General features: G+C 60.1%; 13 protein-coding genes. 5 read left to right on the top strand and 8 right to left on the bottom strand.

The window, feature by feature from the left end; all coding sequences use genetic code 11:
- The 6 genes from E5J99_RS18520 to E5J99_RS18495 all read right to left on the bottom strand — a co-directional run.
- Positions 1–593, bottom strand: a 593-nt coding sequence (locus tag E5J99_RS18520; RefSeq protein WP_167852215.1) for a DDE-type integrase/transposase/recombinase, incomplete at its 3' end; no start/stop codon positions are given.
- On the bottom strand, positions 584–874 hold the full coding sequence (locus E5J99_RS18515) for a transposase (RefSeq protein WP_167852214.1): 291 nt from the start codon (positions 872–874) through the stop codon (positions 584–586). The genes E5J99_RS18515 and E5J99_RS18520, both read right to left, overlap by 10 nt.
- Before the next feature lie 219 nt (positions 875–1,093).
- Complete coding sequence (locus tag E5J99_RS18510; RefSeq protein WP_167852213.1) at positions 1,094–1,486, bottom strand: rhodanese-like domain-containing protein; 393 nt, start codon at positions 1,484–1,486, stop codon at positions 1,094–1,096.
- A gap of 167 nt (positions 1,487–1,653) precedes the next feature.
- A complete protein-coding gene (gene ligA / locus E5J99_RS18505; protein WP_135499305.1) occupies positions 1,654–3,801 on the bottom strand; it encodes an NAD-dependent DNA ligase LigA in 2,148 nt (715 codons plus the stop codon).
- A 224-nt stretch (positions 3,802–4,025) separates the two neighbouring features.
- Positions 4,026–4,538 carry a DUF4920 domain-containing protein gene (locus tag E5J99_RS18500; protein WP_135499304.1) on the bottom strand — a complete coding sequence of 171 codons (513 nt, stop codon included), beginning with the start codon at positions 4,536–4,538 and terminating at the stop codon, positions 4,026–4,028.
- A gap of 62 nt (positions 4,539–4,600) precedes the next feature.
- Positions 4,601–5,419 carry a TapB family protein gene (locus tag E5J99_RS18495; protein WP_135499303.1) on the bottom strand — a complete coding sequence of 273 codons (819 nt, stop codon included), beginning with the start codon at positions 5,417–5,419 and terminating at the stop codon, positions 4,601–4,603.
- A gap of 188 nt (positions 5,420–5,607) precedes the next feature.
- Between E5J99_RS18495 and E5J99_RS18490 the strand changes: the two genes are divergently transcribed.
- The 3 genes from E5J99_RS18490 (at position 5,608) to E5J99_RS18480 (ending at position 6,989) form a co-directional block, all read left to right on the top strand.
- Positions 5,608–5,865 (top strand): hypothetical protein, encoded by a 258-nt coding sequence (locus E5J99_RS18490; protein ID WP_135499302.1) that lies wholly within the window; start codon positions 5,608–5,610, stop codon positions 5,863–5,865.
- Entirely contained in the window at positions 5,858–6,205 is a 348-nt protein-coding gene (locus E5J99_RS18485; protein WP_135499301.1) for a hypothetical protein, read from the top strand. The genes E5J99_RS18490 and E5J99_RS18485 overlap by 8 nt, the downstream gene beginning before the upstream one ends.
- A gap of 136 nt (positions 6,206–6,341) precedes the next feature.
- The gene (locus E5J99_RS18480) at positions 6,342–6,989 is read left to right on the top strand and encodes a cytochrome c oxidase subunit 3 (RefSeq protein WP_245319097.1); all 648 of its coding nucleotides are present in this window, start codon (positions 6,342–6,344) and stop codon (positions 6,987–6,989) included.
- An 84-nt stretch (positions 6,990–7,073) separates the two neighbouring features.
- Here E5J99_RS18480 and E5J99_RS18475 read toward each other — a convergent pair whose 3' ends face one another.
- Positions 7,074–9,293 carry a gliding motility-associated C-terminal domain-containing protein gene (locus E5J99_RS18475; protein WP_135499300.1) on the bottom strand — a complete coding sequence of 740 codons (2,220 nt, stop codon included), beginning with the start codon at positions 9,291–9,293 and terminating at the stop codon, positions 7,074–7,076.
- A gap of 153 nt (positions 9,294–9,446) precedes the next feature.
- On the opposite strand from E5J99_RS18475, the gene E5J99_RS18470 reads away from it, so the two are divergent.
- Positions 9,447–11,450 (top strand): M1 family aminopeptidase, encoded by a 2,004-nt coding sequence (locus E5J99_RS18470; protein ID WP_135499299.1) that lies wholly within the window; start codon positions 9,447–9,449, stop codon positions 11,448–11,450.
- Positions 11,451–11,523: 73 nt separating this feature from the next.
- Here the strand turns inward: E5J99_RS18470 and E5J99_RS18465 are convergent, their stop codons facing one another.
- Positions 11,524–12,153 (bottom strand): hypothetical protein, encoded by a 630-nt coding sequence (locus E5J99_RS18465; protein ID WP_135499298.1) that lies wholly within the window; start codon positions 12,151–12,153, stop codon positions 11,524–11,526.
- A gap of 120 nt (positions 12,154–12,273) precedes the next feature.
- On the opposite strand from E5J99_RS18465, the gene E5J99_RS18460 reads away from it, so the two are divergent.
- A complete protein-coding gene (locus E5J99_RS18460; protein WP_135499297.1) occupies positions 12,274–12,741 on the top strand; it encodes a hypothetical protein in 468 nt (155 codons plus the stop codon).
- Positions 12,742–12,798 lie beyond the last annotated feature (57 nt).

The following is a 12,798-nucleotide window of genomic DNA, read 5'->3' as shown; positions in this document are numbered from 1 at the left end:
TGCTCGAAGAGCTGACTGGTGAACTGGCTGCCCTGGTCGGAATTGAAGATGAACGGGGCGGGTTGGGTGGCCAGCGCAGTGTGCAGGGCCGTGAGGCAAAAGCCCACGTCGAGCGTGTTGCTCAACTCCCAACTCAGCACGTAGCGCGAGTGCCAGTCGAGTACGGCCACCAGGTAGAGGAAGCCCCGGGCCATGGGCACGTAGGTGATGTCCGTACTCCAGACCTCATTCGGGGCCGTCAGTACCCGTTCGCGTAGCAGGTACGGGTAGCGTGTAATGCCTTCTGCCGGCACCGATAGGCGGGGGTTGGGGTAGACCAGCTCCTGGCCCATGAGCCGCACGAGGCGGCGCACGCGCTTTTCGTTGACCTGGTAGCCGGCCAGGCGCAGGTGGTCACGTAGGCCCAGCACCCCCTTGAAGTTGTGGCGCGTGAATTCTTCGTCCAGCAGGCGCATCAACTCCAGGTTCAGCGCACTTTCGCCCCGGGGCTGGTAGTAGTAGCTGCTGCGGGCCAGCCCCAGGGTCTGGCAGCGGGTTTGCACGCAGCCTTCGCCGCTGGCCAGCCCCAGGGCGCGTTGCTGGGCTACGCACATGGCGGCAGCGTTTTTTTTAGCAACTGGTTTTCCATCTGCAGCCGCCCGATGGCCGCGTAGAGCGGCTCCACATCCGGCGGGGTCGGGGTAGATGGGCCGGCCTCAGCGAAAACCTGCGCCGCCTGTTGGCGCAACTGCAGCTTCCAGCGGCTGATCTGGGCCACCGACAACTGATAGCGGACGGCCAGGTCAGCTATCAGTTGACGCTCGGTTAGGGCGGCTAAAGCTACTTCGGCTTTGAAGGCCGCCGTGAAGCGGCGACGGGTGCGTTTCGGGTTCATGGCGTTGACTAAGATAGCCGCCATTTACTGTCCAACTTTTGGGGAGTACTACACCACTGCCATCCAGTATATCTACCAAAGGTGGGGCGGGGAAACAGTAGGTAGAGGATAAATAGTTGAGCAATAGTGAAAATAGCCTAACGTCAACAGGTTCAATGTCGATGCAAGGCCATTTATTGCCATCCCATTGGCCTGGGGTAAATTGAACTGCTAGAGACATTATTCCGTCTTCAAGCCCGCCGCTTTCAGGTCCTTAAACCCGCCACCGTTCACTACTCTGGCAAAGCCTTTCTCCTGCATCAGCGCGGCGGCCTGACCGCTGCGGTTGCCGGAAGCGCAGTACAGGACGTAGGTTTTGGAAGTATCCAGGGCCGCAACTCTGGCGGGGAAGTCAGCCGCTTTGAAGTCCAGATTCTGCGCGTGGCGCAGATGGCCGGTGGCATATTCGGCTGGCGTACGCACGTCAAGCACGACTATCTGCCGTTGCTTGACCAGTTTTTGGGTGGTGGTCAGGTCGGCAACGGGTACTTTGGTCTGCGCCGCCGCTGGCGTAGCGGTTGACAAAGTGAAAATCAGCAGGCCGGTTGCAGCGGAAAGGAAGGAGCGGAGCATAAGTGGAGAAAAGGAATTAGTACGAAAATGGGTGTCCTGCTCATCTGGCATCCACGCTGCCGAAGCATCTCGCTCGCGCCGTTTGAGTAGCAAGTAATCCGGCGTCAGCACGCGAGATGCTTCGACTTTGCGGACGCCAGATGAGCAGGACATTCTTGATTCTGACTTTAAAACAGCGAAGCCTGCTGGCCTGGGCGGCCAGACGCCGTGGCGGGGAAGGCTTCGGGCGCAGCTTCAGGCCTACTCGCATTGCCTGCCTCTAAAGCTTCGTCGGCTACATTAAATTCCGTGGAGGAGGGGATCATGGCCAGCAAATCAACTTCGGAGATGATGGGCACTTTCAGCTCGGTAGCCTTCTCGCGCTTGGCGGGGCCCATTTTGTCGCCCGCCACTAGGTAGCTCAGCTTCTTGCTGATGGAGCCCGTGATTTTGCCGCCGTTCTGCGTAATCAGGTGCTGCAGCTCGTCGCGGCTGTGCTGCTCAAATACGCCCGACAATACAAAGGTGAGGCCCGCCAGCCGGTCGCTCACGGCCTGCGGGGCCTCGCCGGTCAGGGCCAGCTGCACGCCGGCCGCCCGCAGCCGCTCGATGAGCTGGCGGTTGCTCTCGTGCGTGGCCCAGGCGGCCAGCGACTCCGCAATGACGCCGCCTACCTCGGGCACGGCCGCCAGCTCCGCCGCCGAGGCGGCCACCATAGCGTCCATGGTCCGGTAGTGAGCCGCCAGCTTCTCGGCCACGGTTTCGCCCACGTACCGAATACCCAGCCCGAACAGGACCCGGTCGAACGGCACTTGCTTGCTGGCTTCGATGCCATTGATTAGGTTCTGGATAGACTTTTCGCCCAGCCGTTCCAGGCCGGTGAGCTTCTCTACTGTGAGGTCGTAGATGTCGGCCGGGGTACGTACCAAGCCCAGTTCGGCGAAGCGGCCCACAGTTTCGGCTCCCAATCCGTCGATATTCAACGCCTTGCGCGACACGTAATGTTCCAGCTTTGCTTTGAGCTGGGGCGGGCACGCTTCGTCGTTGGGGCAGCGAAAGTGGGCTTCGCCTTCGGGCCGGAGCAAGGGAGTGCCGCAGGCCGGGCACTCGGTGGGGTACCGAATGGGCTGGCTGTCGGCGGGGCGCGCCGTGAGGTCGACGCCGGTTATTTTGGGAATAATCTCGCCACCTTTTTCCACGAATACCATGTCGCCGAGGCGCAAATCAAGGGCCGCAATCTGGTTGGCATTGTGCACCGAAGCGCGCTTGACCACGGTGCCCGCCAGCGGTACGGGCGTGAGCATGGCCACCGGCGTCACGGCCCCGGTGCGGCCCACCTGGTACTGAATGCTGTTCAGGCGGGTGCGGGCCGCCTCGGCCGGGTACTTGTAGGCAATGGCCCAGCGCGGGCTTTTGGCCGTGAAGCCCAGGGCTTCCTGCTGCTGGAAATCATCTACCTTAATCACGATGCCGTCGGTAGCGACGGGCAGCTCGAAGCGTTTTTTCTCCCAGTGATGAATGAAGTCCAGCACTTCGGCCAGCGTGGTGCAGCGCCGCCAGGTGTCCGACACCGGCAGGCCCCAGGCCTTCAGCGCCTCCAGCGCGGCGCTGTGGGTAGGAAATACGTTGCGCTCGGGGCTCAGGAAGCTGTAGGCGAAAAAGCGTAGGCGGCGGGCCGCTACCACCGCCGAATCCTGGAGCTTGAGCGTGCCGCTGGCGGCATTGCGCGGGTTGGCGAGCAGGGCCTCGCCGTTTTGCTCCCGCTCCTTGTTCAGGTCGTCAAATACGGGCAGGGGCAGGAATATCTCGCCTCGCACCTCAAACTCCGGGGGCTGGGCCGGCCCGGCGGCGCGGAGGTGCAGCGGCAGGTTCTTGATGGTGCGCACGTTGCTGGTCACTATGTCGCCGCGGGTGCCGTCGCCGCGTGTCACGCCCTGGGTCAGCTGGCCCTGCTCGTAGGTTAGGCTCATGGCCACGCCATCGAATTTCATTTCACAGACGTAGGCAAACTCCGCGCCTTCCAGCCCCTTGCGTACCCGCTCGTCGAAGTCGCGCAGGTCGGCCTCCGAATAAGTATTGCCCAGGCTCAGCATGGGGTAGCGGTGCGGGGCCGTCGCAAATTGCTTGGTGATGGTGCCGCCCACGCGCTGGGTCGGCGAGTTGGGCAGGGCCAGATCGGGATGCTCTTTTTCCAACGCCTGAAGCTCGGCCAGCAGCTGGTCGAATTCCTGGTCGGTTACTTCGGAGGTATCCTGCTGGTAATACTGGTGGTTGAGGTGGTGTAGCCACGCGGTAAGCGTGCTGATGCGGTGCTGAATTGAATCTTGGTCGGGCATGGGGCAAAAATAACCGGCTTGGGGTCAGGGTTGGCTACGAAGCACAAATGTTTCCGGCGCTTGGGTTTTCTCACTACGTCCGTCATTCGGTAGCCGGCATACGCCGGCGAAGAATCTGGAGTGCAGTGCTTGGTTACCTTTTTTTCAACGTAAAGCCCTTCACCAGTAAGTGGCAAAGGGCTTTTTGTACTAAAGGCGAAGTACGATGGAAGTGGTAAGCACTGTTACGGCTGCACCAGCACGCCGTCGGCTTCGAAGTTGAGCTGCTCCTCGGGCTGGGTAATAGCCGCCACTTCCTGCGCCGATTTGCCCGCATCCTGGGCGTAATGGCGCAAATCCTCGACGGGTACTTCCTCGCGGTGGGCCCAGCCATTCACAACCACAGTTTTGCCGCTGATGTCTTTGGGTACAAAAAAGGCGTAATCCTTGAAGCGTACCCGCATTTGCTTGCCTTCAGCGGTGGCTATCGTCAGCCAGCAGCCCTTGGCTTGGCAGACTTCGGAGGCCGTACCCGTCAGCTTCACCCGCACCGAATCCTGGGTGCCCAGGGCCTGGCGCAGCTCCCGCATGGGCCGGGCCCCGTCGGCGGTTATGGCCGCGCCGTACGTGTTACCGACTGCTGTGGTAGCAGCGGCAGCGGTGGTAGTGGCCGCGCCCGTTTTCGTCGCCGACGGCGACGATTGGCAGGCGGCGAGGCTACTCAAGCAGCCTACTAGGGCAAAATGCTGGAAGGTCATAGGAGGGACAAAAAAAGGGGCCGATGATTCGGCCCCTAAAATACTCAAATACTGGTTTTCGCCTAGCGCCCCACGCCGCCACTGCTGCTGACCAGGGTTCGGATCTGGGCGAGCTTGCCATTTTTGCCATATACCTCCGTTTTCACGATGCCCACGGCCGGCGAGTAGTAGTCCACGACCCGGTTGGCCGAGCGGATAACCATGTCCTTGCGGGCAGTGGTGGCGTCTTCGTGCTCCGACTCCACTTTGTAGCACGAAAACGTGCCGGCCGGCGTCGTCACGGACTCGGGGCCGCTGACCACTTTGCGCTTGCGGGCAAAGCTGCTGACTTTGGCAATATCGACCACCGAGCTGCTCACCTGCACCTGACTGCCCCCGTCGGGCAGCTGTGCGCCTACTTTCGGCTGATGGGGCCAGGCCAGGGCTACGGGCGCATAGAGCAGCTTTCGGTCCCGGAAGGAGCGGAGGCTTTCGGGCTTGAACTCCGCCATGCCGTCGGTGTAGCTCGTGTCCGACCGACAGGCAAAGGTGAGGTCCTGCATGCTTTGCAAGCGGTTCTTGCTGTCGTAGAGGCCACTTTTGAGTAGTGCCGTGTGGGTTTCCACGGTTTTTTTCTTATTCATCTTCGTCCCCAGGCTCACTACCCGCATCCGTAGCTCACCCGCCGCTTTGCCATCGGCAGTAGTAATGCGGTAGACGCGCTCCATGTTGTCCTTGAGTCCGAACGGGTGGGCGCAGTCGGGAGCAGCGCTTGTGGTGGCTGTAGTGGGGCCGGCCAGGCTATCGGGCGCTTTCTGGGCTACCTGAGCCCCGGCCGCCGAGGCCGACAGCAGGGCCAGCGCCAGGGGATACATAAAACGAAGGGAGGGCAGAGCGAGCATAAGGCGGGAAGGTGAACAGTAGCGCGGAACCTGGGCAACATACGCAGGCCGCTTTATTTAGATATACCTCCGCTAGGCAAACAACCGGCCAGGAGTGGCGCGGCAGCCTCCGGCCCCGTAACTTGCGCGGCCCGGGCACGTTTGCCGGGTATCGTTTCTCTTCCTTTCCCCTTTACCACCTCATTCCTATGGCTGATTCTTCCCAATCATCCGGCACCTGGGCCGACATGGCTGCCTCGTTGCTGACCAAGCTTTCCGGCGGCGTGGAGCTGACCTGCGCCTTCGACCAGATGGAACTGCAGGTGCCCAACGCCCTGAACCCCGGCGCGGCGCCCGCTACCTGGCGGCTGAATGGCTCGCTCCGCATCCGGACTCGGGGCGACAACCCACCAGCCAGCCCTGTTGCTGTGTCGCTGCCGCCTTCCAATCCGCAGCCCCTTGGCTAGTGGCCTCGACATTGAAGCCCGGCTGGTTATTTCCCTCGACGGCGACGATATTCAGATAGCGGGCTCGGGGTCCTACCTGATTGTGAACCTGCCCAGCCAGCGGGTGCTCGACAAGCTCACCAGCGGCCCACCCAAGCCCGCTGGCGAGAAAAAGCCCAAGTCTGCCGATACCCCGCCCGACCCCATGCAGCAGCTTAACGACCTGGCCCGGCAGCTGGGGTTGGTGCTCGACTTGCGGGTGGCGGGCAAAACGTACGTCACTTTCGGGGCCGGCCGCACCCCCAAAATTACGCTCAACGCCGTGTGGGGAAAAATCGGGTCTTTTTTTCGGGCTGATTAATCCCGGCTAAGGGTGCCCGAGAAATGGTATTTTACGTATCTTGCTACATAGCCCCTGGTACCGTCGGCGTGGTCGATTGCGGAACTTATGGCTCTTGGTTTGGTTTGCCAGAACGTACGCTGTTCCTCTCACCCCGATGATGAATTCTGATAAAGAACGCAAAGACAAAGTAGGTGCTGGTCGCCCGCCTTCTGCTTTCACCCGCATCGAGCGGGTTCCGCCGCTCCTCATGCTTCTGTACCTGAGCATGATTGGCATCACGATTATGTTTGTGATTCTGGTGACGGCCTACGTGCAGACCCGTACCCAGAGCGCGTCTCCTGTCGGTATTCATCCGCTGCCCCGTTATTTTTCCCTGAGTACCATTGTGTTGCTCATCAGTAGTTACACGCTGAGCCAAGCTAGGCGCATCTACCGCTCCGACGATATGCGCAACCTGATCCGGTGTATGGGGGCCACGCTGCTGCTGGGCAGCATCTTCGCCGGCCTGCAGGTATTGGGCTGGCGGGAGCTGATGCTGCAAGGCGTGTTCTTCGTGGGCGAGGCCAGCGGCACCTACATCTACCTGATTTCGGCCCTGCACGTAGCCCACTTGTTGGGGGGCATGCTGGTGCTGCTAGCCCTGATGCTGCGCACCATGCACGCCTCGCGTGATGCCGTCCGCACATTGGTATTTATCCGCGACCCGTACCGCCACCGCCAGTTACGTATGCTGAATATCTATTGGCATTTTATTGATGTGCTTTGGGTAGCGTTGTTCGCTGTTTTTCTGTTTTTGTATTAACCGCCAGCCACCACTGATAAGCGCACAAAAAAGCCCCGGCACTAACTACGTGCCGGGGCTTTTTTGTGCGCTTATCACAACGTACTACGGCGCAATCGTAACGGTGCCCTTGAAGCTTTTATCGGTGAAATCAATCAGTAAGAAATACACGCCGGCCGGCCGGCCGCCACCATCCCACCGGAAGCTGCGGTCGGTGGTCTGATACACCAGATTGCCCCAGCGGCTGAATATTTTGATGTTGGCCAGGCGCGACTCGCAGAAGTCAGGCGGTAGGGTAGGCAGCTCGAAGTGGTCGTTGATTCCGTCTTTGTTCGGCGTGAAGATGTTGGGCGGCATAAAGTCGGGCGCTACGGGGCGCTGCACCGCAAAGCGCACCGTGCGGGCTTTGCCCACCGGGCGGCAGGTGGCATCCACTACCTGAAAGGTTACTTCCATATTGTCGCGGTTGGCCACCTCGCAGTTTGGCAGCCACTCAAACGTGCCGGTTGCTTTGCCCGGTCCGTTCCGGGGCGTGAAGCGCATGCCGGCCGCTGCCAGCGTGTAGTTCTTCACCGTAGCCGTCAAGGTTAGCCCATCATTGTCGGCATCCAGCCCTTCCAGCGTGGCTGTGAATACATTCCCCAGGAGCCGCCTGATTATAGTAAGGGAGTCCGGCTTTTCGGGCGGGAACGAGGACGTGAGGGTGGGCGGCGTGTTGCTGTAGTCAATCTGAATCGGGATTAGGATGGGGGACGACGTCTGCCGCTCGTTGCAGGGACTGGTGGCGGCGGCAAACTCGAATTCGTAGAACAGCTTGTCGGTAGGTGGGCAGGGCACGCGCCAGCTGAACGTGCCGCGCACCTGGGCGCCGGTCGTATTCTGCAGGAACGAAGCGCCTACGCTGGCCGGGGCAAAGTTGCGGCCTGTCATTTCCAGCGTCACCGGGTCGCCGTCAGCGTCCTGGCCCGTCACCTGAAACGTCACTACGTCGCCGATTCGAACCCGTAGAGGGAGGCCGGGCCCGGCGGTAGTGGCTACCTGTGGCGGGTCGTTGGGGTCGGGCACGCTGGTAAAGGCCACCCGAATCGTGTCGCGCTTCGGCAGACTACAGCCGTTGTCGGCCACAATTATGTCGAGCAGGTACTCGTTGCCCTTGGTAGTGAAACAAGTCGGAAAGCATAGCTGCGACACCAGCGTATCGGGGGCGCCCGTGGCCCGCACGGTGCCCTGCGTAACGGAAAACGTAGGCAGCGGCGACGTGAAATTGACCGGCCGCACTGATAAGCTAAGCCTGGACGCAGGGTCGGGGTCGGTGAAGCGCAGCTTGATGCAGCGGCTGGTGCCCGGTGCCAGGCGCACCACGTCTTTGCCCACCTGATACGGCTTGCTGCTACCGGGCACAAACATCGTCATGGAGGGTTTGACGTTTTGTGGGCAGTCGATTACCTGCAGCTGAAAGTCGCGCCGCACCTCGCTGATTTTTTCGCCCTTGCGATACTCCAGGCATCTGATGCCGAATACGAAAAGTCCCAGCTGACTGGGGCGCACCTGCAAGCGGCCCGTCAAGCGGTCCACGGTGAGAGCCGGGGTGCCAGGAATCTGAGCAAGCTCACTCAGGTCGGGCATCCATTGCACGAGCGAGTAGGGCAGGGGGCCCGCTTGCGCGGGCTTGGGCACCCCGAAGCTGGAGTACCCGTTCAGGGGCGTCGTTAGCTCATATACCAGCGAATCCTTATCCGCATCCTGCCCCCCGAAGTCGTAGTAGAATAGCTCGCCGCGGCAGGCATAGTCGCTCAGGGGCGGGAATATGCGGGGGGTGGAGTTGACGAACGGCTGCTTGTTGCGCACCACCGCCGGAAACTCCAGGTAGTAGGTCTGGCCCGCGCTGCCGGGCGAGCGAATGTTGCGGATACTGTTGTTGCGGCAGCAGCGCTCCACGGCCGCGTAGTAGCCCATGGGATTGTTGTACGTATCGCCCGGCAGGTCGATAGCGCTGGAGTACTGAATGCGGCGGGTGCCCAAAATGGGCAGCGTGCAGGCAATGTCGGAATAGACGACCGTGGTATTGGAAACCAGGGGCAAGGGCAGATTGCGCATCCGCCGGTTGGTGCCCATTTCAAAAATGCTGATCGTCAGGTTGTTGTCCAGCGCGCCGGGGTTGCCATACACGGCGTCGAAATACAGGTTCAGATTGATCCGGTAGCGGCTGCCAAACTCGTATTGCAAATCCAGCTCTCCGCCCACGATATGCGTAGCCCGCGCCGCGCCGCCGGCCACTAGTAGTACCAGAAAAGCGAATAAAACCCGGGGTAGGAAATGAGTCATACGCGTACAGAAAAGGACCTCTCGAAAGATACAAAACCTGCGGCCGGAACCCCAGCCCCAAGCCTGGAGTTTGCAACCTGAAGCGTATCTTCGCAATCCTCCTATCGGGTGGCCGGCTGGCGACCTATACCGTATTCATTTCACCCTCTTCGCATGCGTCGTATTCTTTACTCTTTTTTGGCTACCTGGCTGATAACGGGAGCTGCCCAGGCGCAGATTTCCGGGTCCCGGCCCCAGGCTGCCTCCTCCGTCGATGCGGCCATTAGCTGCGCCCAAATGCACCAAAACGCTGCCCTGCGGCAACCCGCCACCACCGTTCGGCACCGGCAGAAGATGGAGCGCTACGACGTGAAGTATTACAAGCTCGACATTGCCCTGGAAAACAACTCGCGCTATGTGGAGGGCTCCGCGCGCATGAAGGCGCTGAACGGTGCTCAGCCGCTCGACTCCCTGGCCTTTGAGCTCTATCCCACCTTTATCATCGACTCCGTGGTCGTGAACGGTAAGAAAGCGGTGGGCAGCCGCCGGGCCGCCGGCGACGTAACCGTGCGGCTGGCCCAGCCCGCGCCGGCCGGCTCGTTGTTTGAGGCCTACATTTATTACCGGGGCACGGCACCCAATGGGGGCGCAGCTGCCATTGGCGATGCCCTGAATACCGCCGTAGATCAGGATTTCGGCGTCAACGTCACCTGGAGCCTGAGCGAGCCCTTCAATGCCTTCGAGTGGTGGCCCTGCAAGCAAGTGCTAACCGACAAGGCCGACTCCTCGGATGTATGGGTTACGACGCAGAGCCTCAACAAAGTCGGTTCTAATGGGGTGCTGGAGCGCGTGACGCCGCGCCCCAACGGCAAAAGCCGCTATGAGTGGAAGTCGCGCAACCCGATTGCCTACTACCTGGTTTCGGTGGCCGTAGCGCCCTACATCGAGTATATAAATTACGCCAACCCGGCAGGCGGACCCCGTATCCCGGTGGTCAACTACATCTATGCCAATGCGCTGAATACCTACAAAACTGAGATTGACCGCACGCCGGGCTTCATCGAGAATTTCTCGAATCTGGTAGGTCTCTACCCGTTTGCCAAGGAAAAATATGGCCATGCCATGGCCCCCATCGGGGGCGGCATGGAGCACCAGACCATGACGACTCAGGACGGCTTCACCTTCACGCTCACAGCCCACGAGCTGTTTCACCAGTGGTTCGGCGACAACGTGACCTGCGCCTCCTGGCGAGATATCTGGCTCAATGAGAGCTTTGCTACCTACGGCGAATATATGTCGCTGACGGCCTTCGCCAGCACCGCCCCCTTCACCGCCCGCAGCTGGATGGACAACGTGCATGCCTCCGCCATACAGAGCCCCGGCGGCAGCGTCCTCGTGCCCGATACGACCAATGTTAACCGGATCTTCAGCAGCCGCCTCAGCTACCGGAAGGGTGCTGCCGTCATTCACATGCTGCGTTATTTGCTCAACGATGACGTCAAGTTCTTCCGGGCCCTGCGCACCTACCAAACCCGCTACAGCGGCAGCACGGCTCGCACCATCGATATGCAGCGTGTCTTCGAAGCCGAAGCCGGACGCTCCCTCGATGCCTTTTTCCGGCAGTGGATTCAGGGCGAAGGCTACCCTACGTTCACGGTGCGCTGGAACCAGATTGGCAACTCGCTCTTTCTGAAAACGACAGAAGCAGTTTCTATGGCATCAATAACACCGTTTTTCGATACCGAGCTCGACTACAAAATCAACTACAGCAACGGCACCAGCCAAATCGTGCGGCTGCGCCAGAGCCAGCAGGAAAATACCTTCAACTTGCCCACGGCGGGCACTATCGTCAGCATTCAGCTCGACCCCAACCAATGGGTCCTCAACGGCAACGGCGTCGTAAGCCGCGACAATGCGTTGGCTACCAAGGCCGCCGCTCAGATGGTGCCTTTGGCAGTGTATCCGAACCCGTGCCGGGAAGTGCTGCAGCTCGCCAACCTGACGATGCGCACGGCACAGGCGGAAGTATCGGATATGACGGGCCGCGTAGTGCTGCGCCAAACCGTAGGAGCCGCCCAAAGTCAGCTCAACACCCGCACGCTGGCGGCTGGCTTGTATCACCTGCGCCTCACTACGCCGGAGGGCGCCGTTTCCTTCGCCCGGTTTGTGCGAGAGTAAGCTGATTTCATAGGCCCAAAAAAGCCCCGCTGTAGCTACAGCAGGGCTTTTTTGGGCCTATGAAATACCAACGCTATTTGTAATAGTGCGCAATAAGCTGCTGCACCTCGGGCGGGGCCACCGGAAAATTAAATACGGTTTCCATCAGCGAATCGAAGGAGGCCGCCGTCGTGAAAATACTGTCGTGGTAGGGGTTCGCAAAAACCCGGATGAAACCCGGCTGCCCGTTGACGCTGATAAGATCTATCGTGACGTTGCCAAACAGTTGGTCGCAGCGGCCCGTAGCAGCGCAATCGTGGGGCATGGGCTTCAGAAAATGCTTGTCGATGCACTCCGCATACCGCTCGTGCTTCACCAGCCGCCGGTCCGATACCGATAGGTTATACCCTTTCGTGAGCATCTGGTCGCGAATGAAGTCGAACAAATGGCGAAAGTTGCCGGGGCCAATGCTGGGGTCGTAGAAGAACACCGCGCCCTGGCGGCCTGGCTCCTTCAGCAGCTGCACGCGAAATTGCTTGGCGCACACCCCGGTTTTCTGGAAGTGATACGCTTTAAAGTAGGGACCCATCCAGTTCAGATACACTTGCTGCGCCACCCACTGCTCGTGGGTCCGCTGTTGGCTCGTCGTCCGCGACAGGGGCTGCCAGCTGGTAGCCTCCGTGCCGGAAGGGGAGGAGAAAATGTTTTTGATAAAAGTAAACAAGGGATAGTACTAGGTTTGAAAAGAAACACTAGGGTTCTGAAATAGTTTTTGCTGGTGCATTGCAGCCCCAGCGGGCACTGGTTTGTCCTTTTCTTTCTATATCACTCTGCAACCTACTCTATGACAACCAAACAACGTACCGTTCTAAAACAACAATTACTCACCGAATGCCGCCGGGTGCAGCAGCAAAAAGCCGATACGGCGCGCCAGGCGATGCTCGAGGTACAGGAAAGTGCCATCGAAAGCCAGAGCGCCACGGAGGATAAGTTTGAGTCCTTCTGGGAGGCCTGCCAGATTCAGCGCGACCTGTTCGCCCGGCAACTCGACGAGGCCCTCAATGGGTTGCAAGCCCTGCGGCGTGTGCCGGAAGCTCGCTCTCCCAAAGATCAGCCTGGCGTCGGCACAGTAGTTATCACCGATTCGCAACGGTTTTATATTGCCGTCAGCCTGGGTGAAATCAAAATAGAGGACGAGCTTTATTTCGCCATTTCTGCTTTTTCGCCGCTCTATCAGGCCATGGCCAGCAGCCGGGTCGGCGACACGTTCAGCTTTCGGGGCAAGCCCTACCGGATTGAAGAAGTATTTTAAAGGCTGCGGCGGCCGCAAAAGCGCCCTCGTCGATGGTGTCTACCACTGCCAGTCTGC

Origin of the sequence: Hymenobacter elongatus, assembly GCF_004745955.1 — a bacterium.
Taxonomy (GTDB): Bacteria; Bacteroidota; Bacteroidia; order Cytophagales; family Hymenobacteraceae; genus Hymenobacter; species Hymenobacter elongatus.
Note: the sequence above shows the minus strand (reverse complement) of the source record. Positions and strands in the feature narration are given on the sequence as shown.